Below are 24,648 nucleotides of genomic sequence, written 5' to 3' on the forward strand. Positions count from 1 at the left end.
TCCTCGATTCAGGGAAAGTGTCATGAAAACGTTAGGCGAATTTATTGTTGAAAAGCAGCAGGATTTTCCACATGCAACCGGTGAACTGACAGCGTTGCTTTCAGCGATAAAACTCGGCGCCAAAATCATTCACCGCGACATCAACAAAGCGGGTCTGGTTGATATTCTGGGCACCAGTGGTGCTGAGAATGTGCAGGGTGAAGTGCAGATGAAACTCGATCTGTACGCAAATGAAAAACTAAAAGCAGCCATGAAGGCGCGCGGTGAAATTGCCGGTATCGCGTCTGAAGAAGAAGATGAAATCGTCATTTTCGAGGGCGAACGCGCTGAAAATGCAAAATACGTCATTTTGATGGATCCGCTGGATGGCTCCTCCAATATCGACGTAAACGTCTCCGTCGGCACGATTTTCTCCATTTACCGTCGTACCACCCCGCTGGGTCAGCCTGTTACTGAAGCTGATTTCCTGCAACCGGGGAATCGTCAGGTTGCCGCAGGTTACGTCGTGTATGGTTCTTCAACCATGCTGGTGTACACCACTGGTGCTGGCGTTCATGCCTTTACTTACGATCCTTCTCTCGGTGTGTTCTGCCTTTCTCACGAAAAAGTCTGTTTCCCTAAAAAGGGCAACATGTACTCGATCAACGAAGGTAATTACATCAAGTTCCCTCTTGGCGTTAAAAAATACATCAAGTATTGCCAGGAGCAGGATGAAGCCACGCAGCGTCCTTACACTTCACGTTATATCGGCTCGCTGGTCGCAGACTTCCATCGTAACCTGCTGAAAGGCGGCATTTATATTTACCCAAGCACCGCCAGTCATCCGAACGGAAAATTGCGTTTGCTGTATGAATGCAACCCGATGGCTTTCCTTGCGGAGCAGGCCGGTGGTAAAGCCAGTGACGGTAAAAATCGTATTCTGGATATCGTTCCGCAAAAACTGCATGAACGTGCGCCGTTCTTTGTCGGTAACAGTTCAATGGTCGAAGATGCAGAACGCTTTATCGCGCAGTTCCCGGATGAATAATCAAACTTGCCTCAATAAAATCATCAAAGAATGAACGTGATATCTCTGTAACTTAGCAATACTCCAGAATGTAAAAAGGTGGCTTTTCAGCCACCTTTTCTTTATTCAGCCCGACGGCCAGAAATCAGAACTGACCTGCCCGGTTCAGCTTAAATACCGCCATGCTTTCAGCCAGCAACTGCGCCTGTTCTTCCAGAGAACGCGTGGCCGCTGTCGCCTGCTCTACCAGTGCCGCATTCTGCTGCGCCACCTGATCCATTTGGGTAATCGCCACGTTCACCTGTTCGATGCCATGAGTCTGCTCGGTGGTTGCGATAGATATTTCGCGCATCAGACTGGTCACGCGGGTCACTTCGCTGGAAATTTCCAGCATCGTATCGGCGGCTGATTTCACCATATCCGAACCCTCAGAAACGCGGCTTTCAGAGTCAACAATCAGCTCTTTGATTTCTTTAGCAGATTGCGCACTGCGTTGCGCCAGGCTGCGCACTTCACCGGCTACCACGGCAAAACCACGCCCCTGTTCACCCGCACGCGCCGCTTCGACCGCGGCATTCAGCGCCAGAATATTGGTCTGGAATGCGATGCCGTCAATAACAGTAATAATATCGCCAATGCGTTTCGAGCTGTCGGTAATGCCCTGCATTTTATCCATGACCTGATGCACGACTTCGCTGCCCTTACCGGCAATAACCGAAACGCTTTGCGCCAGCTGATTCGCCTGTTCGGAATTCGCGGCATTCATACGCACGGTGGATGTCAGCTGTTCCATACTTGCTGCGGTTTCCTCCAGCGACGCAGCGGATTCTTCCGTGCGCTGCGCCAGATGCACGTTACCGGCAGCCAGTTCGCGGGAACCAACATCAATCTGATTTCCGGCATCGCGCACGCGACCGACCGACTCAACCAGAGAGTCCTGCATTTGTTTCATCGCTTTCAGCAAACGCCCCATCTCATTATTGCGGGAATCATCAATCTCATGAGTCAAGTCGCCTTTGGCGATAAATTCCAGCTGAGCGATAGAGAAATTCAGCGGATGCATGATGATTTTCTGCAAGGCAAACCACGCCAGCACTGCGATCGTTAGCGCAATGACGAAAGCCGCAACGATCACCGTCAGCTGGATACGTGCATTGGCACGAGCCTGTTCGATGCGCTTGCTGGTGTTATCGACCGCATAAGCACGAAAATCTGCCAGCGCTTTGTCGTAAGCATTGCTGTAAGGCGTGATTTTATTTTCCAGCACATCGTAATAACCGTCTGCGCTTTGCGCCTGAAGCGCGGCCAGAATCGGGACTAAACCGTTAGCTTTATACGCGTCGTAGGTTTTCTTCACGGCGTCGGATAAATCTCTGCCCTGCTGAGTTTCATCCTGAATGCTGACAAATTTTGCCAGATCGGTATCAGCCTGTTTGATATAACCGGCAATGCGATCGGCAGTCGTTTTGGCATCATCCATCATGCCGATTTCCAGCTGGCGTACGGCCACACCGCTGGCGACGCGCGTGCGCAGTGAGAAACTGTAGCTGTCGGCCAGTGAACCAAGTTCATCACCCTGAAGCTGATTAATCTTTTGCAGGGAAGTCGCACTCTGCCTGATAGCATTGGCACCCAGCACGCTAACCAGCAGTAAAATCAACGTCATAAATACCAGCAAACCGATCAGACCGGCTTTTACGCTCAACTTATTCAACATACGATGTTATCCAGCCATTCAGGTGAAAAGAGATACTTCCGGTGAGGTAGGGATCAGGTGATTCCTGATTTTTTGTTTGAATATTGTTATCGGCAACGGACTGAATTTCTTGATAAGAAAAGTAAAAACAGGCAGTTACACGGTAAAGCGTCGGATGAGTAAATTTTACTGCCACCGCTGAGGATTTTGACGACCTTCAGCAGCAGGTCGTGCCGGAAAAAGCGCTAAGAGGTTCTGACGAAAAGGGCGGGAAATCGCGGGAGAGTTGGCTATAATGTGCGGCACTCTATTCCTGGTTCAACGAAGGAAACCAACAATGAGCTTACTGAATGTCCCGGCGGGCAAAGAACTGCCAGAAGATATCTATGTCGTTATCGAAATCCCTGCAAACGCAGATCCAATCAAGTACGAAGTGGATAAAGATACCGGCGCGCTGTTTGTAGACCGTTTCATGTCAACTGCGATGTTCTATCCGTGCAACTACGGTTACATCAACCACACTCTGTCTCTGGATGGCGACCCGGTTGACGTTCTGGTTCCAACGCCATACCCGCTGCAACCAGGTTCTGTGATCCGCTGCCGCCCTGTCGGTATGCTGAAAATGACCGACGAAGCTGGTGAAGATGCGAAACTGGTTGCGGTTCCGCACACCAAACTGAGCAAAGAATACGATCACATCAAAGATGTGAACGACCTGCCAGAACTGCTGCGCGGCCAGATCACCCACTTCTTCGAGCAATACAAAGCGCTGGAAAAAGGCAAATGGGTAAAAGTTGACGGTTGGGCTGACGCTGCTGCAGCAAAAGCTGAAATCGTGACTTCTTTCGAACGCGCTAAAAACAAATAAGCTTTCAGCTGTTTGAATAACTGCCGTTTAAAAGAAAAAAACACCGCCAGATGGCGGTGTTTTTTTATGTAGTAAACGTTGTCAGACAACGATTATTTTTTTAAACGACCTTGCTCAGATCATTCACTGACCGCTTCGTTACGCTTCACCCAGTCTCCACCTGCTATTCTCGGCACACCATCCAGTGAGCGAATGTAGAGGTAAATCCAGGCGCTGCCATACGGTGTCGAGATCAGCTCACGACGGTAATCCTTGGTGTTACTTTTAAGCTCATCCAACTCCGCCAGTATTGACGAGGTAATGCGGTAAACTTCGCAATAGACTTTGCCTTCCCCTGGTATAACAGCAGGATAGTGGCCCAGATTATACAGGGCATACCCTTCCAGCTCATGGTCACCCAACCATTGAGCATTCGTCATCCAATGACTGTTGCCTTGCTTGCGTCGCAGACTACCGTAAACAATTATTCGCATGTTTATATTCGTATAGTAAAAGTCACATGAATTAAAACTCAAACTGATAGAGCAAATCCAATGCCTGATCGATGCCTGATACAGCCTGCAGGTAAAGCTTTGGCATCAACCGGTAGCGCAGAGTCAGAGTCGCCAGTGAGTCGAATATTCCAACACCATATTTCACCTGTAATCCTGGTAAAACATAACCACTGACCACGACCTGAGAACTGTCTCCTACGCCCTGAGTATCCAGCGCCAGATTGCTCACACCGAATGCCTCGCCGATTTTACCCACAAGTTTACCACTTTGCGCAACCCCTAACCCGATAAGAGCGGAGGTCATTGCGCCACTGTCACCGCCAGAATTGTCTAATCCCTGCCCGCGAAGCAGGTAGGACAAGGCTTCCTGCTGCGACATCGCCGGATCTGAGAATATTTCAAGTTTAGGCGCATCAGCCTCACCTGTAACCCTCAACCCCGCCACCACGTCGTTCTCTGTCGCTTCCGGGTTACGGATCGCCTCCAGATTCAGCAACGGTTGATCCGCCGGTCCGGAGAACAGCATCTGGCCTTTACGCACAATCAAGTCTTGCCCGTAAGCGTGGAAGCGCCCGGACGGAATATTAATTTGTCCGTTCAGCCCCAGACCGCGACTGTCCTGCGCCACTTTAAGTGCGCCTTCAAGACGCGCTTTCAGACCGAATGCATCGAGGCGAACATCTTTCCCAATGTTCACCATCAGGTTGCTGTTGATCGGAATAGACGCTGACTTTGGCGCAATCGGCTGACGCTGATCGTTAAGCATCACTTCATCCGATGAAACCCCGACCGCGCTTTCCGGCAATTCCTGCACCGTAATGCGCGCCCACGGAATATCAACGGTTCCGTTAAGCGAGAACAGCTGCGGTGTGGCATCAAACACTAAATCCGGTGAAACGTCCAGACGCACCATCGGCGGCACCGAAACACGTACTTTGTTGCCCCGCGCCGCAATACGCGCCCGCCAGGCATTAAGCTCACTCCAGTCGGCGTTACCGTTCAGTTCCAGCTGGCCCTGCGCGGTTTTAATCACCCCTTCCATGATGGATGACATGCCGTTGAAATTAATGCCGATATTGGCGTCAGTGATATCAAACGGCATAAACTGCGCGTCGAAATCGACACCGGTCAGCGCCAGCTTGCCGAACACCAGCGGTTTCTGTGCATTCCCGCCGAGCCGCAGATTGGCATTCAGAATACCCGACGCTTTTTCGCCGTCCATCAGCGCCGGTTGCAGTAAGGCCATGGAAATGCGGGCGATATTCACATTGCCGCTAAGATTACGTTTACCCTGCGGATCGGCAATCTGAATGCTGCCATCCAGCTGGCCGTTATTGGTTATCCTGATTAACCAGTCGAGATTCGCACGGCCATTATTCAGCCCGGCACTCAGGTTCAGCGTGTCGAAGGCGACAGGCAGCGGACTGCCCTGCACCAGTTGCTGAACCTTCACGCCTTTACCCACCAGTGAGACGCTGGCCTGTGGCAGACCGCCCTCGGCTTTCCAGCTCACATCCGCTTTACCGCTGAACACACCGTTCAGCTGCGTATCATCGGTGAGGAAAGGTTTGACCATCGCCAGATCAAAGCGGTTGAGCACAACGCTCGCCTGCCCGCTGGCACCGGCATCAATGGTTTTCGGCACACACAAATCCGCATTCGGGTTTTGCCAGCAATGAGGGCCGACAGTGATGCGTTGTTCTTTGTTGAAGTAATCCAGCGCAATAGAACGGTTGAGGCGCCACTGCCCGACCGGCGTATCAAATAACGTATTGGTGATACTGCCTTTCCACTCTTCGGTTGCACGGTCAAAACTGCCGCTTAACGCCAGGCGACCGGACACCGGTTTACCGTCGACTTTCAGCGTCAGCTGATGCTGTTTCTCGTTACCTTTGGCATCGAGATTAATATCGGTGATATCCAGCGCATCCTGTTTAAGTTGCTGAACGCGAACGGCAAGATTGCCCTGGATCTGATCGGTTGAGCTGACGTCGCCTTTGATATCCACGCGACGCACCGTCAGTGCCTGCCACTTCAGGCCGGTGGCGGTCAGATCCGCAAGCAGCTTCGGTGCTTTAAGATCACCGCGCAGCTGCAACATCCCTTTCACCACGCCGCCCAGTCCCGGCAGTGCGCCGTCAAGATGTGGCGCATCCACTTTGGCGTCGAGGTTCCAGGTGTCGCCGAGCGTGCCCTTCACATCCAGATTATTGCGCCCCAGTTCAAGGTGCAGTTGCGGAATATCCCACTGCCCGTAACTGTTTCCGCGCACGTTACCTTGCGCCTTCACGGCGTTTTGCTTGACGTTCCCGGTCAGATCCAGCACCGGCACCTGCATCTGCCACGTGCCGCCATACAGACTGCCGCGTGTGGTGATTTTGCCCTGCAACTTCGCCGGCCAGTCCGGATACTGTTTCGCGGTGTTGATGCCGGTCAGCTTCAGTTCACTGTTCCAGCTGATGGCTTTACTCCAGTCCACCACACCGGTCAAATCGGTATTCCCTTCCAGCGCCGCAAGGCGCAGCAGCGTCAGTTTGAACTGCTCAACATTGCCTTTACCGTCGAGTGTCAGTGTGGCGGGTGGGATCTGATCACCTTTGAAATCTGAACGCAGCGAAAGCGCATAATCGGTCGCTTTACCGCTGAAATTAAGTTTGAAGCCTTTAACCTGATACTGCGGTGTGCCGGTCAGCGGCCATTGCAGCGCGTCGCTGGTGAGTTTCAGATCCAGTGGCAGACCGGCTTCTGCCAGTTGCGTTTCCAGCGCCAGCTGCGCACGCACCGGGCCGGAAAGATTCAGGCCGACATCCAGTTTGTCGCGTAATCCGCCACCCACTTTCAGTTTGATCTTCTCACCCTTCAGCGGGTCGATATTCACTGCGGTGTTAATCGTCAGATCCACCGGCCAGTTTTGATTAAGCGTCGCCTGCCCCGTGCCATCGACAGAACCCTGAGCAGAGCGCACCATCAGTTTATCCAGCTTAACCTGCTGATCCTGCGTGCTGGCCTTCAGTTCAAAACGGGTGATCAGCACATCGGTATCACCGGTCAGCCGCAAGTTTTCACCGAGGATTTGCTGAATATCCAGATCGACCGGCAAACGGAAATCGGGTAAATCAGGCAGCAGCGGTTTGGCAAACATCTCCTGCAATGCTTCACCCAGCGGTTTCTCCGGCACCACCACCGGCGGCTCAGCCGGTTTGCCCGTCGCTTTCTCCACGGCTTTGTCCTGCGCGGCCTGCACCACTTCCGGTAACGGGTTGACCGGTGTTTTTGGCAACGCAATCAGTAATCCGCCGATACGTGTTGGCATCAGCTGAATGGCACGGCCTTCCCAGTGTGCGCCGGTGCGGAATGACGCCAGCGAAATCGCCCGATCATCCAGCGTGATATTAATATTATCCAGCGTCAGCAGACGGAGAGTGATGGGATACGGTGTGCTGAGATTGGTCAGTGGCTCGCTGGTTTCCGGCTCCGGTTGAGCCGCAGCGGGCGTCATCTCTTTGGTGTTCACCACCACGTTGACGTCTTTTACCCGCAACGCATTGACGCACAGCGCACTGTTTTTGAGACACGAGAAATCGAGGGAAAGGTGGAACTCTCCGGCTTTCACATCCACGCCCGGCATTTCGTAATGCACGCCTTTGAGCGTCAGATCGCGCCAGCCGCCTTCCGTGCTGGCGATGTTCAGCCCTGGCACAAAGCGGTTCGCGCCGTTGATCATCAGATGCAGACCGGTTTGCGTCCCGACAAGGAAAGCCACCAGGCTGATTAACAGCACCAGGAAGATCAGGAAACCCAGACAGATTTTCTTAAATAAACTCATAATTCCGGACCCAAGCCGATGTAAAACTGCAATCCATGCTCATCTTTGTCGCCGACAGGTGCGGCAACATCTAATTTCACCGGGCCTATCGGTGAAGCCCAGCGCACACCCACACCCGCGCCGGTTTTGAAATCGTTTTGTGTGATGTCGTTAACCGCTTCGCCGGAATCGACAAACACCGCGCCCCACCATTTTCCGGTCACGTTGTATTGGTATTCCACCGAACCGGTACCCAGATAGGACGCACCGGTCAGCTTGCCTTCATCATCACGCGGGGAAATGGATTTGTATTTGTAGCCGCGAATACTGCGGTCACCCCCGGCGAAGAAACGCAGGGATGGCGGCACGCGCTCGAAGTCATTGGTTTCAATCCAGCCGAGATTGCCGCGGAACACAAAGCGGTGTTTATCCGCCAGTGTGCGGATCCAAACGTTTTGCGCCTGAATCACGGCGAAATCGACGTCAGATCCCCACGTGGTATCAGACACATCGAGAGAATAACGCTGAGAATCGCCCCAGGTCGGCATCAGGCCGCCGCGCTGACGCGTACGGTTGAGGCTCACACCCGGATAAATCAGCATGGTGGTGTTGGTCACGCTACCCTGCGTAAAGTGGTCGAGGCTCCAGCGCAGGTTCACTGCATGCTGCCAGCCGCTTGAGAGATCCCAATAACGCGCCACATTCACCGTAGTAGAATCCGAGTTGGTATCGTTGAGATCTTCGCGTTTGAAGCCGCCCTGCACCAGGTAATATTGCTCCAGCGGCGATTTAAGCAGCGGAATTTTATAACTGAGATCTAAAGACTGCTCAGGACCAGACAGCGTGGTCGAGGTTTCAAAACTCTGACCCCGATCGTTCACCCATGGCTTTTTCCAGTTGGCCGTTACGCGCGGGCCAATATCCGTGGAGTAACCGACACCGGTTTCAATGGTATTTTCGGTACGCGGCGACACCACCGCGTTGAGCGGCAAGGTTTTTGTGGCTTTGGCATCAGTAAAATCTGGAGACACGACCACAGAGTTAAACCAGCCAGTTGCGGACAGGCGGCGGTTAAGCTCAGCCAGTTGCGCCGTGGTGTAATAATCACCCTTATGGAATGGCACCAGATTTTGCAGATACTCGTCGCGGATCTGTGATCCCTGATAATGGACGTCGCCGAAGTGGTAACGCTCGCCGCTGTCGAACTGAATATCCCAGAACGCTTTATGTTCATCTTCAATCACGCCCAGCTGGCTCTTGCGCATGTTGGCATCAAAATAGCCTTTACGCAGCGCAATCCCGGTCAGCGAGCTTTTAAAATTGTCGTAAGTCCCGTGGTTTAAAATCGTCCCGACCGCAGGCACATCACGCTTTTTAAGCTGTTCGAATTCATTATCTTTATCCGCCTGCCCTTCAATCACCACGCTGGTACCGGCGATTTTCACCGGTGTTCCCGGCGTGACTTTGGCAATCAGAACCGGACGCCCCGGCGGGGGTGTCTCGCGATAATCAAAATCGATCGTCGGGGAATAATAGCCCAGCGGCCGTAATCCCTGCTGGATCGCCGCACTGACACGCGCACGGAACCGGCCATTAGCGCCGACTTCATCGCTTTGAATCGAAGATAAACGAACGCGGACGTTCTTTTCCAAATCGCCATCCAGGCCTTCCAGCTGCAAACGCACCTTCGCTGCCATGGAAAGTGAGGGGGCCAGCAGTACTAATAACAAACCCAGTTCACGATATCGTGGCACACGCACTCCTGCTAATTTTACTGTCCTGTTAAAATATCAGATGCCCGCCGGAGAATATCTGCTCGTCTTTGGCAGATTCATCTTCAGAAGCTCAGATGAAAGCAGTTTAGTGCTAATCCCCTGAAAATGTTCAACGACGAAGCAACGTTCCCCGTATTGTGTGCAAAGACGCAATCAGATACAACTAACACTGGCCTGTTGGTCATGGTTATTCTTAAGGCCGCTTTGTTACAAACCTTGTTCATTTAAGCAACAACTGGAGTTTTCCGTGGTGCAACTTTCCGATAAAACGCAGCCTGTCACGCAGGCAGACGCGTTACCTGGCCGTACAACCCCGATGCCAGTGGCAACTATTCATGCAGTAAATGAACATTCAATGACGCATGTTCCTGACAACATGGAAGTCGCTATTTTTGCGATGGGCTGCTTCTGGGGCGTAGAGCGTTTGTTCTGGCAACAGGAAGGGGTTTACAGCACAGCAGCCGGTTACAGCGGCGGTTTCACCCCTAATCCGACCTACCGCGAAGTGTGTACCGGCCAGACCGCTCATGCGGAAGTGGTGCGCGTGGTGTTTGATCCGGCGGTGATCAGTTATGCGAAGCTGTTGCAGATTTTTTGGGAAAACCACGATCCGGCTCAGGGCATGCGCCAGGGCGGGGATATCGGCACGCAATATCGCTCAGGGTTGTACGTACTGAGCGCAGAGCAGCAAGATCAGGCGCTGGCCAGTCTGGCGAGTTTCCAGCAGGCGATGGACGAAGCGAACGATAAGCGCACCATCACCACGGAAATCACCGAAGCCCTGCCGTTCTATTATGCTGAGGACGAACATCAGCAATACCTGTTTAAAAAACCCGGAAGGTTACTGCGGTTTAGGCGGGATTGGCGTCTGTCTGCCACCTCAATAATGCGGGATTTTTAAGCGCTGGCGCAGTCTCAGTGCTGCTGCTATACTATGCGGGTCACAAATGTGGCCCTTTAAAACTATTTTCTGGCAATTATCTTTGTTTTTCATCCTTACGCTTTTTTCTTCTGAACAGCTTTTTAGTCGTTCTAATAAAATGATGTTCATTTAAGCAACAAAAATAATGAGTGCCTTTCCCTGCCGGTTCAGCCCGGTGTTAAACGGATAGATTATGTTAAACAGTATTTTACTGATTCTTCTCCTTATCGCGATCAGTGCCTTTTTCTCGCTGTCTGAGATATCGCTGGCCGCTTCCCGCAAAATAAAGCTTAAACAGTTGGCAGACGAAGGAAACGTCAATGCCTCCCGCGTAATGAAATTACAGGAAACGCCTGGCCTGTTCTTTACCGTGGTGCAGATTGGCCTGAATGCCGTCGCCATCCTCGGGGGTATCGTAGGTGATGCTGCATTCTCCCCTGCGTTCCAGACGTTCTTTATTCGCTTTATGTCGCCTGAAATGGCGGATCAAGTCAGTTTTATCTGTTCCTTCGTTCTGGTCACCAGTCTGTTCATTCTGTTTGCTGACCTCACACCGAAGCGCATCGGTATGATTTCACCTGAGACGGTTGCCGTTCGTATAGTCAACCCGATGCGTTTCTGCCTGATGATTTGCCGCCCGATGGTGTGGTTCTTCAACGGTATGGCGAACATGATTTTCCGCCTGTTCAAACTGCCGATGGTACGTAATGACGACATTACGTCTGACGACATCTACGCCGTGTTTGAAGCCGGCGCGCTGGCGGGCGTACTGCGTAAGCAGGAACATGAACTGATTGAAAACGTATTCGAACTCGAATCGCGTACCGTCCCTTCTTCCATGACCTCGCGTGAAAGTGTGATTTATTTTGATCTGCGGGAAAGCGAAGAAAGCATCAAAGAGAAAATCGCCACCCATCCGCATTCGAAATTTCTGGTGTGTGACGGTCATATTGACCAGGTGGTCGGGTATGTCGATTCCAAAGACTTACTGAACCGCGTGCTGGGCAATCAGAGTTTAATGCTGAGCAGCGGCGTGCAAATCCGCAACGCGCTGATCGTGCCGGATACGCTGACGCTTTCTGAAGCGCTGGAAAGCTTCAAAGCCGCGGGCGAAGACTTTGCCGTTATCCTGAACGAATATGCGCTGGTGGTCGGTATTATCACGCTCAATGACGTGATGACGACGCTGATGGGCGACCTGGTCGGTCAGGGTATGGAAGAACAGATTGTGGCACGTGACGAGCATTCATGGCTGATTGAAGGCGGTACGCCAATCGAAGACGTGATGCGCGTGCTGCATATCGAAGAATTCCCGCAGTCCGGCAACTACGAAACCATCGGCGGCTTCATGATGTTTATGTTGCGTAAAATCCCGAAACGTACGGACTTCGTGAAATTCTCCGGCTACAAATTTGAAGTGGTGGATATCGACAGCTATAAGATTGATCAGCTACTGGTCACGCGAATTGTCGATCAGCCTGCAACACCATTGCTGCCGAAAACGCCGCAAGAAATTAAAGATGAGCAGAAGGCTCAGGCTCAGTAATCGGGTTCCCCGGTAAGCGGCTCTTCAGTACACAGATCTTGTAAACAGATCTTCAGTAAAAAGTCCCGGATTCTGAAAACACTAACGGCCCCATCGGGGCCGTTTTTTTTGCGCAAGCTGCAAAGTGGCAGCGACAACGCGCAGGGCGTTTAACCCATTTCTGCCTGTAAATGCGTAACCTGCCGGTTAACTTCAGACATCACGCTAAAGTGGCGCTTATCGCGTACCTTTGGCAACAGGATTTTGCCTTGGTCGAATTCAAATGCGCCGACGTCCTTGATATACAAACGTCCACGAAACAGTGTCTTAACGTACTTTGCGACTTTCATCGGATTGTAACGCTGGAAGATTCTCATTTTTCTCTTTTACTCCGTTAAATCACTGCATGTACCGGCCACGTCGCAAGGCGACAGATACCGGGACCAAAAAGTGGAGTGCAGTGAAGAGACTTATAACATAGCAGGGCAGTCAGGTATTGCCAGTGGATTTAACTGCTTTTACATTGCTTTTCAGTATTGTCTTAAGTCTTGACGTTCTGTAGCAGTATAACCCTGCTTTATGTGGCAATTTTGTAACCAGCAACACAATTTTAACATCCCAACAGGACAGACCACTTCAGCGGTCCTATGATTGGCTGAACCGTTCATTTGTGCCCCGGAGAATCTATGCTTTTAAGAAGTCTTTTTGTGATCACTTTTGTGACATTTTCGTTTTTCGCTTCCGCCCACAATTTTACCGTCGGCCAGCGCCTGGCTCCGGTTGGCGTAGACGACAAAGGCGAACTGAATGACGTTAATGACACCTTCAGTTACAACAAATGGAACAGCGCGAAGCTGCCGGGAAAAGTGCGTATCGTGCAGCACATGGCGGGCAGAAGCAGCGCCAAGGCGTTGAATGAACCGCTGATCACCGCCATCAGAGCCGCAAATTTGCCGCATGATAGTTATCAAACGACCACCATCATTAATACCGACGACGCCATTATCGGCACCGGCATGTTTGTGCGTAAAAGCATTGAAAGCGGCAAACGTGAATTCCCGTGGTCGCAGATAATTGTCGACAGCAACGGCACGGTAAAAAAGGCCTGGGAACTGCAACCGGAAAGTTCAGCGGTGGTGGTGCTGGATAAAAACGGGGTAATTAAATTCGCCAAAGATGGCCAGTTGTCACCGCAGGAAGTTCAGCAGGTGATTACGCTGGTAGATAAGCTGGTCAAAGAATAAAACGCGAAATCCCCGGTCGCAAAACCGGGGATGACATCAGAATAAAGAGACGCGGAAGCCCGGATTGAGGAAGGATTCACGCGGGGTGTAGGTCAGCGTCTGACCTTTCCAGTCATGCACCTGTGCGCCTGCCGCCAGCGCAACCGCGTGCCCTGCTCCGGTATCCCAGATGTTGGTTGGCCCGAAGCGCGGATAAAGTTGCGCCGCGCCTTCTGCGACCAGACAGAATTTCAGCGATGAACCAATCGCTACCGTCTGATGCTCACCAAGCTGTGCGAGGTAATCCTGCAATTCAGGGTCATTGCTGAAATGCGAACGGCTGACCACTACCAGCGGCGGGTGCGCTTCTTTCACTTCAATCTGCTGACGCGCGCCCTGCTCTTCCTTCCAGGCTTTGCCTTCTGCCGCGCTGTACATCACTTTGGTCACCGGCACGTACACCACACCCAGCACCGGAATACCGTCTTCGATCAGCGCGATATTTACCGTGAATTCACCATTACGCTTGAGGAATTCTTTGGTGCCATCCAGCGGATCGACCAGCCAGTAGCGCGTCCAGTTTTGGCGTTCGCTCCAGCTTTGCGGATCTTCTTCCGACAGCATCGGCGTTTGTGGATCCAGTGCTTTCAGACCTGCTTTAATCACATTGTGTGCTGCGATATCGGCGGCGGTCACCGGCGAGTCATCCTGTTTATGACGCGCATCCAGCGGCTGTTCGCCATCGTATACAGCCATGATCGCATCACCTGCGTCGCGCGCTAACTGACAAATTTGCTCTAACATCTTTTACCTCAGTGCTTTGATTCTCATTCCTCAAGCCTAGTTTTTTTTGCCGCGAATAGCCATCCCGTCATGTTAACGCGTCATAAAGCCGTTACATCTCACATTTATTTATGACAACTGATTACATTCTCAGCAAATTTTGAGATACATATCCGGTTTTTCTTTTCCGGGCATCATCCCTTTCTCTGGAGGCAAGGCAATGAATAAGCGTCATCTGACGTTATCCCTGCTGGCGACACTGACGGCGGCATCCGTTCAGGCGTCACAGGTGGATCTGCGCATCATGGAAACCACGGATCTTCACAGCAACATGATGGACTTCGACTACTACAAAGATAAACCGACCGATAAATTCGGTCTGGTTCGCACCGCCAGCCTGATCCACGCGGCGCGTAACGAAGTCACCAACTCAGTGTTAGTCGATAACGGCGACATCATTCAGGGCAGCCCGCTGGGCGATTACATGGCGGCGAAAGGCCTGAAACAGGGCGACGTTCATCCGGTGTATCTGGCGATGAATACGCTGAATTACGCGGTCGGTAACCTGGGCAATCACGAATTTAACTATGGCCTGGATTACCTGAAAAAAGCACTGGCCGGGGCGAAATTCCCTTACGTGAACGCCAACGTGATTGATGATAAAACCGGGAAACCGCTGTTCACGCCGTTCCTGATCACCGATAACGCAGTCAAAGACCGCGACGGTAAAACCCATAATCTGCGCATCGGCTATATCGGTTTTGTGCCGCCGCAAATCATGGTCTGGGACAAAGCCAATTTGCAGGGCAAAGTGACCGTCGCGGATATCACCGAGACGGCTAAAAAGTGGATACCGGAAATGCGCAAACAAGGCGCCGATATTATTGTCGCCATTCCGCACTCCGGCCTGTCGGGCGATCCGTACAAAACCATGGCGGAAAACTCGGTCTATTACCTGAGCCAGGTAAAAGGCATCGACGCCATTATGTTTGGCCATGCGCACGCCGTTTTCCCGAGTGAGGAATTCACCAGTATCAAAGGCGCGGACATAAAACAAGGTACGCTGAATGGCGTTCCTGCCGTGATGCCGGGCATGTGGGGCGACCATCTGGGCGTCGTCGATATGGTGCTCAGTAACGACGGTGGTAACTGGAAGGTCGAGACAGCCAAAGCCGAAGCGCGCCCGATTTACGACAAAGAGCAGAAGAAATCACTGGCGGTGGAAGATCAGGACTTAGTTAAAGTTCTGGCGCCGTCACATGACGCCACTCGCGAGTTTGTCAGCAAGCCGATCGGTAAATCTAACGACAACATGTACAGCTATCTGGCGCTGGTTCAGGATGATCCGACGGTGCAAATCGTCAATAACGCGCAAAAAGCCTATACCGAGCATTTCATTCAGGGCGATCCGGATTTAGCCGATTTGCCTGTGCTTTCTGCGGCAGCGCCGTTTAAAGTCGGCGGTCGTAAAAACGATCCGGCCAGCTTTGTGGAAGTAGAAAAAGGCGAACTGACTTTCCGTAATGCGGCCGATTTGTATCTGTATCCGAATACGCTGGTGGTGATGAAAGTCACCGGTCAGGAAGTCAAAGACTGGCTGGAATGCTCCGCCGGCCAGTTTAATCAGATTGACGTCAACAGCACCAAACCGCAGTCACTGATTAACTGGGATGGTTTCCGTACCTATAATTTCGACGTCATCGATGGCGTGAATTTTCAGATTGATGTCAGCCAGCCTGCGAAATTCGACGGTGAATGTACGCTGATTAATAAAGACGCGGAACGCATCAAAAACCTGACCTACAACGGTAAGCCGATTGACCTGAAAGCGACCTTCCTGGTCGCCACGAATAACTACCGCGCGTACGGTGGAAAATTCGCGGGCACCGGCGATAAGCACATCGCCTTTGCTTCACCGGATGAAAACCGTTCCGTGGTCGCGGCCTATATCAGTGCCGAAACGAAAAAAGCGGGCGCAGTCACGCCAACCGCTGATAACAACTGGAAGCTGGCACCGATTAAAGCATCCCAGCCTCTGGACATTCGTTTCGAAACATCGCCTGGCGATAAAGCGGCAAACTTCATCAAAACCCATGCCCAGTATCCGATGACGGCTAAAGGTCCGGATGCCATCGGTTTCGAAATTTATCAGGTCGATTTACAAAAATAATCTGAGATTCAGACGTAAAAAAGGGCGCATATGCGCCCTTTCTTGTTTCTGTATTCTGAAAAGAATTACAGAATTTCCAGCAGCTCAACTTCAAAGATAAGCGCGCTGTATGGAGGGATGGAGGCACCCGCACCACGTTCGCCGTAAGCCAGGTTATGAGGGATGTACAACTCCCATTTAGAACCGACTGGCATCAGGGTCAGTGCTTCGATCCAGCCTGCGATCACGCCGTTAACCGGGAATTCAGCCGGTTCGCCACGTTGTACGGAGCTGTCGAACACGGTGCCGTCGATCAGTTTACCGGTGTAGTGAACGCGTACACGGTCCTGACGGCCCGGGATGGTGCCTTCGCCCTGAGTGATAACAGAGAATTGCAGACCGGACTCGGTGCTGCTCACGCCTTCGCGCTGTGCATTTGCAGCCAGGAATTCCTGACCCTGAACAGCCAGAGCTTCCTGACGTTCACGACGGACAGCATCAGCACGTTCGTGGACTTCACGCAGTGCGCGGTGAACCACATCAACAGGAACGGCTGGCGTATTCCCTTCCAGCGCGTCGCGTAAGCCTGCCAGCAGTGCGTCAGGCTCTAAGCCCTGCAAACCTGATTCCTGCAACTGTTGACCGACCTGCAGGCCGATACCGTAACTTGCCTGCGCTTCTACGCTGTCAAATGAAGGGGTAGTCATGAAATTTCCTTAGCTCTTAAAAATGTCGAAGGCGCAGCATAGCAGCGCAAGGCTTTTGGGTAAAATCCTCTGTGAGGCAACATGACGGCAGGCGCAGTTCCTTCCTCTTTTCGGGAAATTTTTCGCATTTGACGCCATTTAGCACATCGTTTGGGTGATATTTGTGCTTTGTCCCTTTCCGCATCAAGCAGTTAAACAGCTATACTAGGCAGCAACAGCCAGTAGAAATTGCGACAGTTAACAAGAGAGGTCGTCATGGGCAGAATCCCGCCCAGGAGAAGGAAAGCCATCCGTATTTATCAACCCATGTTGAGATCCTGGATTGCCATTATGAAAAGGCCATTGCGAGACACGTCAGAAAAGAGCGAAAGTGAAAGCGAAATTCAGGACGGCGTCACCGCTGAAACTGAAAAGCCGGCGGTCAGCCGGGGCAAAACACTGCTCAATAAAATCTGGCATCTGAGCGACGATTTCCAGTGGATGTCGCCACTGCCTTATGCGCATCGCCGCGGCATTATTCTTGCGGTACTGGTGATCCTTCTGGCACTGCTGTGGCCTTACACGCCTGAAAATACCTATGCCCCTGCGCAGCCGCAACAACCGACCAGTATCCCGATGCAGGCCGATTTGCGTAACGATCAGGGTCGCACCACGCAGATGGCACAGCCGGATCCTGTTTCGCCGCAAAGTAATGACAACAGCGGCGCATGGCGCAGTTATCAGGTGCAATCCGGTCAGACGCTGGCGCAGTTATTCCGCGATAACAATATGGCGGTCAATGATGTGTTTTCGATGGCAAGGGTTGAAGGCGCAGAAAAACCGCTGAGTACCCTGAAGACCGGGCAGGAAGTGAAAATTCAACGTGATGCACAGGGCGTGGTCACTGCTTTGCAGGTGACAACCGATCAAAACGTTACGGTGACATTTACCCGCCAGCCGGACGGTAGTTTCCAGCGCAGTAACTGATCCCGATTTTCAGGCAATACCTTTCCTTTCCGCTTTCCCAAACGCAGAAAAGCAAAACGCCGGCACATGGCCGGCGTTTCACAGGTTTACTTCAGCGCTATTACGCTTCAGCAACCACAACTACGTTCAGTTTAGCGAATACGTCGCTGTGTACCTGGAACTCAACTTCGTGTTCACCAGTGGTACGCAGAACGCCATTCGGCAAACGAACTTCGCTTTTAGCAACTTCAACGCCAGCAGCAGTTACTGCATCAGCGATATCGCGAGTACCGATAGAGCCGAACAGTTTGCCTTCGTCGCCTGATTTAGACGCGATGGTTACTGAACCCAGTTCGTTGATTTTAGTTGCGCGAGCTTCAGCAGCGTTCAGAACGTCAGCCAGTTTGGCTTCCAGTTCTGCACGACGCGCTTCGAAGAACTCAACGTTTTTCTTGGTAGCAGGAACAGCTTTGCCCTGTGGTACCAGGAAGTTACGAGCGTAGCCCGCTTTAACGTTAACTTGATCACCCAGGCTGCCCAGGTTTGCTACTTTATCAAGCAGAATAACTTGCATTACTTTATCCTCTCAAAGTCGTTAATAGACAGTGCCGATTACTGATGACGATCAGTGTATGGCAACAATGAAAGGTAGCGAGCGCGCTTGATGCAACGAGCGAGCTGACGCTGGTATTTTGCACGAGTACCGGTAATACGGCTCGGGACAATTTTACCGCTTTCGGTAATGTAGTTTTTCAGTGTAGCGATGTCTTTGTAATCAATCTCTACAACGCCTTCCGCGGTGAAACGGCAGAACTTGCGACGACGGAAATAACGTGCCATTAGGCTAGTCTCCAGTATCTATCAAATCAATCTGCTCGGCATGTAACACCACTTTATTCAGTCCATTGCGCCCTTGATGGCAGCTAATGAATCCGGTAACAGTGAGTTGCGTGCCGACCGTTAAACTGTGAGTTAATGCTTGTGACGCTTGTCCACTGACAACCACGGGCATTCTGCACCATGCTTGTCGGTTAAATCCGGCTTCCTGCTGCGAGGATTTGTGTTCTAGCACAAACTGGCAGTGTGGAATGCCCGAAGGACTGACTTTACGAATGGGTGTCTTGCACACTGTGCCGGACAACACCAGACGATTCGCCGTCACGGCAATTACTCTTCAGAATCCCCAGCTTCAGCATCATCGTTAGCTTCAGCAAAATCTTCGCGGCGATCACGGCGCTCGTCTTTAGCTTTAACCATTGGAGATGCTTCAGTTACCGCGTGTTTAGTACGCATAACCATGCTACGGATAACGGCGTCGTTGAAGCGGAAGTTAGTTTCCAGCTCATCGATCGCTTCCTGCGGAGCTTCAACGTTCAGCAGAACGTAGTGAGCTTTGTGCAGTTTGTTGATCGGGTAAGCCAGTTGACGGCGGCCCCAGTCTTCCAGACGGTGAATCTGACCAGCAGCGTTAGTGATTACTGCACTGTAACGCTCGATCATGCCCGGAACCTGTTCGCTTTGGTCAGGGTGAACCATAAAAACGATTTCGTAATGACGCATCGAATTGCTCCTTACGGATTATTCAGCCTCCTGTCAGGGTCAACCGCGGCCCATGGAAGCAAGGAACGTGTTTGTGTGCGGTCGAAAAAATGACGCGCAATTATATGTACAGCCTGTGGGAAACTCAAGGAGAAAGGCAGATTAATTTCTCTACAGCTTCGCCGCGAAGAATGCCGTGGCTTCCGCCAGCGCATGAACCGAGACTTTATGCTTCGCGCCCGCTTCAGAAATAAAGGTCAGATTCGCATCAGCGCCGCTTTCTGACAGTTCCTGCCGCAACCGCTGGCTTTCAGCAAAGGGGACGACATCATCTTCTTCGCCATGCCAGACAAATAACGGAACATCGGCGATTAACGCCGCTTTTCCGCCGATATCCAGACTGAGTAAAGGGGCGACTTCGCGCTCAAACACGTCGCGTGATACGATGTCCCCGGCGTTGTAAGCAGGGAAAAGATGGTGCGATAGACGGGCGAAATAACCTGAGCCCATCAGGTTCGCCGCCACTTTCACCCACGGGAATTTCACCAGCGCAGCCATGGTGGTCATTCCGCCCATCGAGACACCGCCGACGCCTAAACGCTGCGGATCTGCCAGACCGCGTCCGACAAACACATCTTTCAGTATTGCCAGCTCATCGATGTTGTTTTGCAAAATGCCCCAGAAATTCGCCACGGTTCTGGCCTCATCTTTTTCTGCGCGGGCACCATGCATTAAGGCATCAGGCAAGATCACGCGAAAACCCGCTTTTGCCAGCGTGTAACCGAAATAGGAATAAATTTCTTTGGATGACAAAAAACCGTGATAGAAAAAAATCGTCGGGAGCTGTTGCTGATACTGCCCGGCGGGTACTGCGTGGATCACCTGGATCCCCTCAACAGTTTCTTCGTACATCTCTACCATCGTGAATTCCCCTGCGCATTTAGAAAAATATATGGCGTTACTGTGCTCTGACATTCTACGGGTCTGCAAACCGGCAACCACTCCCTTTTTCGTATAATTTATAACCCGTTATGTTTAATTCTGATTTTCAGGACCACTGGCCTTAATTCAAATTCATAGATTCAATATTATTTCGTTGATTCATATCAATTTTTATTGAAATAACCAGTTACATTTGATCATTAATCCTTTCCTGTTTTTCGCCGTTAGTGCGCTATCAGAAGCTAACGGAAAAATTTAATGAAAATGTCATCAAAACGCGCCTTTCGCCGCTGGAGCATTGGCGCAAAACTGGCCAGCATCGCCTCTTTACTGGTCGGCTCGTTATTTATTATTTTCACTTTGTCACTGACTCACTCCGCCGGAAGGCAGGTGAATACACTTGCCGTCAACGCCATTTCTGAGCAGGTCACCGGTGTGGTGGACATGATTGAAATGTACAACGCCAGCCTGAATGCCGAAGTGGACAGCTACACACGCTTGTTCAGCCATTTCCTGCCGTCAGATTTCGAGCTGGATACCACCAGTCCGGTAATGGTCGGTGAACAATCGGCACCGGTCATTAAAGCCGGCGGGTTGCCGCTGAATCTCGACAGCAAAATTCCCGATGACTTTCTGGCCCGCACCGGCGCAATTTCCACCGTGTTTGCACGCCGCGGCGATGACTTTATCCGCGTGACGACTTCGCTGAAAAAACAAGACGGCAACCGCGCTATCGGCACCCTGCTCGACAATACCAGCTCCGCTTATGCGCAAATTATGGCAGGGCAATCTTTCAGCGGGCTGGCAACGCTGTTTGGCAAAAAATACATCACCAAATATCAGCCGGTGCGCGATGCGCAGGGCAGCGTCATTGGGATTTTGTTCGTGGGTGTGGATATCACGCAGGAATATGCCGACATGCGTCAGAAAATCCTCTCCAAACGCATTGGCGAGAAAGGCTATTTCTTTGTGCTCAACAGCGCACCCGGTAAAGATCTCGGTAAATATCTGGTGCATTCCACTGATGAAGGAAAAACGCCAGCGTGGCCTGAAGGCGAACTGCAACAGGTGATGGCGCAGCCGAAAGGCCAGCGCGAGTACACTGACACGGCCACTCATCACCAGCAATTTATGGTCTACGCGAATGTTCCCGCGTGGCACTGGGTCGTAGTCGGCAGCACGGATAAAGACAGCCTGATGGAGCAGGTGAACAGTACGCGTAATCACTTCCTGCTGATAAGCCTGCTGGCGCTGGCCTGTTTCGCCGCGCTGTTTATCTGGCTGACGCGCAAGCTGGTCAGCCGGCCGCTCAGCGACGTCGTGAGTATCGCGCAGCAATATGCCAGTGGCGACCTGCGCGCACGGGCACAAACGCAGCGCGTGGATGAAATTGGTGCGCTGATGCATGCGATAGACGGTATTGGTCACGGGCTGGAAAAAATTGTCGGCGAGGTACGGCAGGTTTCGTCTGAAATCATGCTCAACACGCAAGGACTGGCGCACGACAGCGAGCAGATCAATCAGCAGATCGGCACGCAGGCCAGCAGCCTGGAAGAAACGTCCGCCAGCATGGAGCAGATCACCGCTACTGTGCAGAATACGGCGGATAACGCCACGCAGGCGACGCAGCTGGTGCAGCAGACCGACAAAGCCGCCACCGTTGGCGCTGATGCGGTGAATCAGTCGGTTGAAAGCATGGAGGCCATTAAGCACGCCTCAACGCGCATCGCGGATATCACCACAGTTATCGAAGGCATCGCCTTCCAGACCAATATTCTGGCGCTGAACGCCGCCGTAGAAGCCGCCAGAGCCGGTGAACATGGTCGTGGCTTTGCGGTGGTCGCCTCGGAAGTCCGGGCACTGGCGCAGCGCAGTTCTAATGCGGTTAAAGAGATTGAAAATCTGGTCGCCGATTCCCTGAGCAAGGTCGAAGACGGGCATCAGAGTGCTGCTAAAACGCAGGCGAATATGAGCAATATATTGCAGGGGATCCGTCAGGTGAAAGTGCTGATGAGCGATATCGATGTGGCGTCGCACGAACAATCTTCCGGTATTTCGCAGGTGAATATCGCCATTATGCAGATTGGCAAAGCAACGCAGGAAAACGCCACTCTGGTCGAAAACTCACAGCAGACTGCCGCGGCGCTCAGCGAACAAGGGCGACATCTCTCAAAACTGGTCAGCGTCTTTAAAATTTCAGAACGTTAAGCCGTGAATTGCGCGGCAATAAACACCGCGCGGACTCGCCAGCAGACCGGTGAAAGGGCTACACTTCAGGGTATCGCCCTTTTACCGGATATCACGATGAAATCCCTCCGAATCTCCGCTGCTTTGCTGTTACTCGTTGCGTTAAGCGGTTGCAGTAGCCTGATGCACACCACGCCGGTTCCTCCGCCCGCCGTGACAGCCAAAGCGCAGGAAATAACCCGTGCGCAGACGTCCACACTCACCAAAATTGGCAGCATCACGGTCGATGTGATTGGCAGCCCGATGGATGCAGAAGCAGAAGTTCAGCGCCGCGCCGATGCTGCGGGTGCGCATTACTACGTGATCATGTTTAACAGCGAAACCATTATTCCCGGCCGCTGGTATTCACAGGCCACACTCTACCGTTGATTATTCAGCGCCGATCGCGCGGTTAAGCAACAGCTGGCACAAACGTTCCGGCAACTGCGTTTCGCCGCGCGGATCGAGCACCATTCTGCACCAGGCGTCCGCCACCGGTGGCGAAGCAAATTCCAGCATCTGCGTTGCCGTCATCAGGTTGAACAGCTGACCGGTCAGCCAGCGCCCGTGCGTTTCTTCCGCTGTACGCAGACGTTGTAAAAACTGACGGGAGGCGCGGTCAAATATACGGTTTTGGCCGCGAGCCTGATACAAGACCTGTTGCAGCATTTCTCCGCTGGCGGGCAGTTTTTTGAACGTGCGCAGCACATCCAGACACATCACATTCCCCGAGCCTTCCCAGATGCTGTTGACCGGCATTTCACGATACAAACGCGGCAACTCGCTGTCTTCGCAATATCCAATCCCGCCCAGCACTTCCATCGCCTCAGCCACAAACGGCATTCCCTGACGGCACACTTCAAATTTGGCGGCAGGTGTCAGCAACCGGCACAGCAGCTGTTCTGCCGGATTATCGTGCGCGCCAGACGCCGCAGCCAGACGCATCAGCAACATCGTCTGCCCTTCCAGCAACAGCGCCATCCGGCTCAGCGTCTGACGCATCAGCGGTTGTTCGATAAGAGGTTTACCAAAAACCTGCCGCTGGAAGGCGTGGTAAAGCGCTACCGACAACGCCCGGCGCATCATGGCGTGGCTGCCCAGCGCGCAGTCAAAGCGCGTATGACCGCCCATTTTCAGGATATGGCGGATGCCCTCGCCCTCTTCGCCCAGCAGCCAGCCGGTGGCATTCTGAAACTCCACTTCGCTGCTGGCGTTCGAACGGTTACCCAGTTTGTCTTTCAGCCGCTCAATGCGGATCGCATTGCGTGTTCCGTCTGGCAAAACTCTCGGCATAAAGAAACAGGAAAGTCCGCCATCAGTCTGCGCCAGTACCAGATGCGCGTCGCTTTGCGGCACAGAGAAAAACCATTTATGGCCGAGCAGATGATAAGGCTTTCCACTGCCGCGCCCCTCGAGCGCCATCGCCCGCGTGGTGTTGCTGAGGACATCAGAGCCACCCTGCTTCTCGGTCATGCCCATGCCGATCAGCACGCCTTTCTTCTGGTCGCCGGATTGCAGATGCGGATCATAACGATCGGATAACAGCGGTTTCAGCCAGCCGCTGAATTCCGGCGGCAGCGTTTTTTGCAGCAACGGGATCGCGCCGAATGTCATGGTCACCGGGCATAACGTTCCCGCTTCAACCTGACCGTGAAGAATAAATCGCGCTGCACGGGCTACTGCCGAACCGATACGCGCATCTTCCTGCCACGGCAAATTATGCACACGGTTGGCGATCAGCCCCTGCATCAGCAGATGCCAGGCGGGATGAAAACGAACGTCGTCCAGACGCTCACCGCAGGAGTCATAACGTAAAAGCTCCGGTGGATTGGTATTCGCCAGCCTGCCCAGCTCCAGCGATTCCGCAGAGCCTAACTGCTGCCCGAGCGACGCCAGCACATCAGCATCCCATCCCGCCTGCTGACGGGAAACCGCTTCGCGCAGCGGAGTATCGGAAAGGAATAAGTTACTGTTACTCAGTGGTTTGGGTTGATTAAAAACCCGATGTGTTTCCCAGTTCATCGCCTGCTCCCTGTTAAAAGG

Annotated in this window: 21 protein-coding genes and 1 pseudogene; 9 read left to right on the forward strand and 13 right to left on the reverse strand. The window is 52.4% G+C overall.

Annotation, left to right across the window (positions count from 1 at the left end):
• Positions 1–22 precede the first annotated feature (22 nt).
• A complete protein-coding gene (gene fbp, locus UC15_RS01585; protein ID WP_112286811.1) occupies positions 23–1,027 on the forward strand; it encodes a class 1 fructose-bisphosphatase in 1,005 nt (334 codons plus the stop codon).
• A 124-nt stretch (positions 1,028–1,151) separates the two neighbouring features.
• On the opposite strand, the gene UC15_RS01590 is transcribed toward fbp, so the two are convergent.
• Complete coding sequence (locus UC15_RS01590; protein WP_112286812.1) at positions 1,152–2,723, reverse strand: methyl-accepting chemotaxis protein; 1,572 nt, start codon at positions 2,721–2,723, stop codon at positions 1,152–1,154.
• A 316-nt stretch (positions 2,724–3,039) separates the two neighbouring features.
• Between UC15_RS01590 and ppa the strand changes: the two genes are divergently transcribed.
• Positions 3,040–3,570 (forward strand): inorganic diphosphatase, encoded by a 531-nt coding sequence (gene ppa, locus UC15_RS01595; protein WP_013573791.1) that lies wholly within the window; start codon positions 3,040–3,042, stop codon positions 3,568–3,570.
• 119 nt (positions 3,571–3,689) lie between these two features.
• On the opposite strand, the gene UC15_RS01600 is transcribed toward ppa, so the two are convergent.
• The 3 genes from UC15_RS01600 to UC15_RS01610 are packed head-to-tail and all read right to left on the reverse strand — an operon-like array spanning position 3,690 to position 9,566.
• The gene (locus UC15_RS01600) at positions 3,690–4,043 is read right to left on the reverse strand and encodes a gamma-glutamylcyclotransferase (RefSeq protein ID WP_112286813.1); all 354 of its coding nucleotides are present in this window, start codon (positions 4,041–4,043) and stop codon (positions 3,690–3,692) included.
• A gap of 31 nt (positions 4,044–4,074) precedes the next feature.
• Entirely contained in the window at positions 4,075–7,890 is a 3,816-nt protein-coding gene (locus tag UC15_RS01605; RefSeq protein ID WP_112286814.1) for a translocation/assembly module TamB domain-containing protein, read from the reverse strand.
• Positions 7,887–9,566: an autotransporter assembly complex family protein gene (locus UC15_RS01610; protein WP_276320313.1), complete on the reverse strand. Its 1,680-nt coding sequence runs from the start codon at positions 9,564–9,566 to the stop codon at positions 7,887–7,889. Before UC15_RS01610 ends, UC15_RS01605 begins: the two co-directional genes overlap by 4 nt.
• Before the next feature lie 328 nt (positions 9,567–9,894).
• On the opposite strand from UC15_RS01610, the pseudogene msrA reads away from it, so the two are divergent.
• A pseudogene (gene msrA, locus UC15_RS01615) lies at positions 9,895–10,531 on the forward strand (peptide-methionine (S)-S-oxide reductase MsrA).
• A gap of 228 nt (positions 10,532–10,759) precedes the next feature.
• Positions 10,760–12,112, forward strand: a complete 1,353-nt coding sequence (locus UC15_RS01620) for a hemolysin family protein (protein WP_112286816.1) — start codon at positions 10,760–10,762, stop codon at positions 12,110–12,112.
• Positions 12,113–12,261: 149 nt separating this feature from the next.
• Here the strand turns inward: UC15_RS01620 and UC15_RS01625 are convergent, their stop codons facing one another.
• Entirely contained in the window at positions 12,262–12,468 is a 207-nt protein-coding gene (locus UC15_RS01625) for a DUF1107 domain-containing protein (protein WP_013573785.1), read from the reverse strand.
• A gap of 309 nt (positions 12,469–12,777) precedes the next feature.
• Here UC15_RS01625 and UC15_RS01630 point away from each other — a divergent pair, with 309 nt between their 5' ends.
• A complete protein-coding gene (locus UC15_RS01630; protein ID WP_112286817.1) occupies positions 12,778–13,335 on the forward strand; it encodes a YtfJ family protein in 558 nt (185 codons plus the stop codon).
• A 36-nt stretch (positions 13,336–13,371) separates the two neighbouring features.
• Here the strand turns inward: UC15_RS01630 and cysQ are convergent, their stop codons facing one another.
• Positions 13,372–14,118: a 3'(2'),5'-bisphosphate nucleotidase CysQ gene (gene cysQ, locus UC15_RS01635; RefSeq protein WP_112286818.1), complete on the reverse strand. Its 747-nt coding sequence runs from the start codon at positions 14,116–14,118 to the stop codon at positions 13,372–13,374.
• 199 nt (positions 14,119–14,317) lie between these two features.
• Here cysQ and UC15_RS01640 point away from each other — a divergent pair, with 199 nt between their 5' ends.
• The gene (locus UC15_RS01640; RefSeq protein ID WP_112286819.1) at positions 14,318–16,267 is read left to right on the forward strand and encodes a bifunctional 2',3'-cyclic-nucleotide 2'-phosphodiesterase/3'-nucleotidase; all 1,950 of its coding nucleotides are present in this window, start codon (positions 14,318–14,320) and stop codon (positions 16,265–16,267) included.
• Positions 16,268–16,332: 65 nt separating this feature from the next.
• On the opposite strand, the gene fklB is transcribed toward UC15_RS01640, so the two are convergent.
• Positions 16,333–16,953: an FKBP-type peptidyl-prolyl cis-trans isomerase gene (fklB, locus tag UC15_RS01645; protein WP_037034256.1), complete on the reverse strand. Its 621-nt coding sequence runs from the start codon at positions 16,951–16,953 to the stop codon at positions 16,333–16,335.
• 255 nt (positions 16,954–17,208) lie between these two features.
• On the opposite strand from fklB, the gene UC15_RS01650 reads away from it, so the two are divergent.
• Complete coding sequence (locus tag UC15_RS01650) at positions 17,209–17,919, forward strand: LysM-like peptidoglycan-binding domain-containing protein (protein ID WP_112286820.1); 711 nt, start codon at positions 17,209–17,211, stop codon at positions 17,917–17,919.
• A 100-nt stretch (positions 17,920–18,019) separates the two neighbouring features.
• Here UC15_RS01650 and rplI read toward each other — a convergent pair whose 3' ends face one another.
• The 5 genes from rplI to yjfP all read right to left on the reverse strand — a co-directional run bounded on the left by rplI (position 18,020) and on the right by yjfP (position 20,358).
• On the reverse strand, positions 18,020–18,472 hold the full coding sequence (rplI, locus tag UC15_RS01655) for a 50S ribosomal protein L9 (protein WP_013573778.1): 453 nt from the start codon (positions 18,470–18,472) through the stop codon (positions 18,020–18,022).
• Between the two features lie 38 nt (positions 18,473–18,510).
• The gene (rpsR, locus tag UC15_RS01660) at positions 18,511–18,738 is read right to left on the reverse strand and encodes a 30S ribosomal protein S18 (RefSeq protein WP_002210155.1); all 228 of its coding nucleotides are present in this window, start codon (positions 18,736–18,738) and stop codon (positions 18,511–18,513) included.
• A 4-nt stretch (positions 18,739–18,742) separates the two neighbouring features.
• Entirely contained in the window at positions 18,743–19,060 is a 318-nt protein-coding gene (gene priB, locus UC15_RS01665) for a primosomal replication protein N (protein WP_095923688.1), read from the reverse strand.
• 5 nt (positions 19,061–19,065) lie between these two features.
• Positions 19,066–19,458 (reverse strand): 30S ribosomal protein S6, encoded by a 393-nt coding sequence (gene rpsF, locus UC15_RS01670; protein WP_013573776.1) that lies wholly within the window; start codon positions 19,456–19,458, stop codon positions 19,066–19,068.
• Positions 19,459–19,608: 150 nt separating this feature from the next.
• A complete protein-coding gene (gene yjfP, locus UC15_RS01675; RefSeq protein ID WP_112286821.1) occupies positions 19,609–20,358 on the reverse strand; it encodes an esterase in 750 nt (249 codons plus the stop codon).
• Positions 20,359–20,637: 279 nt separating this feature from the next.
• On the opposite strand from yjfP, the gene UC15_RS01680 reads away from it, so the two are divergent.
• Positions 20,638–22,587 (forward strand): methyl-accepting chemotaxis protein, encoded by a 1,950-nt coding sequence (locus tag UC15_RS01680; protein WP_112286822.1) that lies wholly within the window; start codon positions 20,638–20,640, stop codon positions 22,585–22,587.
• A 96-nt stretch (positions 22,588–22,683) separates the two neighbouring features.
• Entirely contained in the window at positions 22,684–22,995 is a 312-nt protein-coding gene (gene bsmA / locus UC15_RS01685; RefSeq protein WP_112286823.1) for a biofilm peroxide resistance protein BsmA, read from the forward strand.
• On the opposite strand, the gene UC15_RS01690 is transcribed toward bsmA, so the two are convergent.
• Complete coding sequence (locus UC15_RS01690) at positions 22,996–24,627, reverse strand: isovaleryl-CoA dehydrogenase (protein ID WP_112286824.1); 1,632 nt, start codon at positions 24,625–24,627, stop codon at positions 22,996–22,998.
• Between the last annotated feature and the right edge of the window lie 21 nt (positions 24,628–24,648).

Origin of the sequence: Rahnella sp. AN3-3W3, assembly GCF_003263545.1 — a bacterium.
GTDB lineage: Bacteria > Pseudomonadota > Gammaproteobacteria > Enterobacterales > Enterobacteriaceae > Rahnella > Rahnella variigena.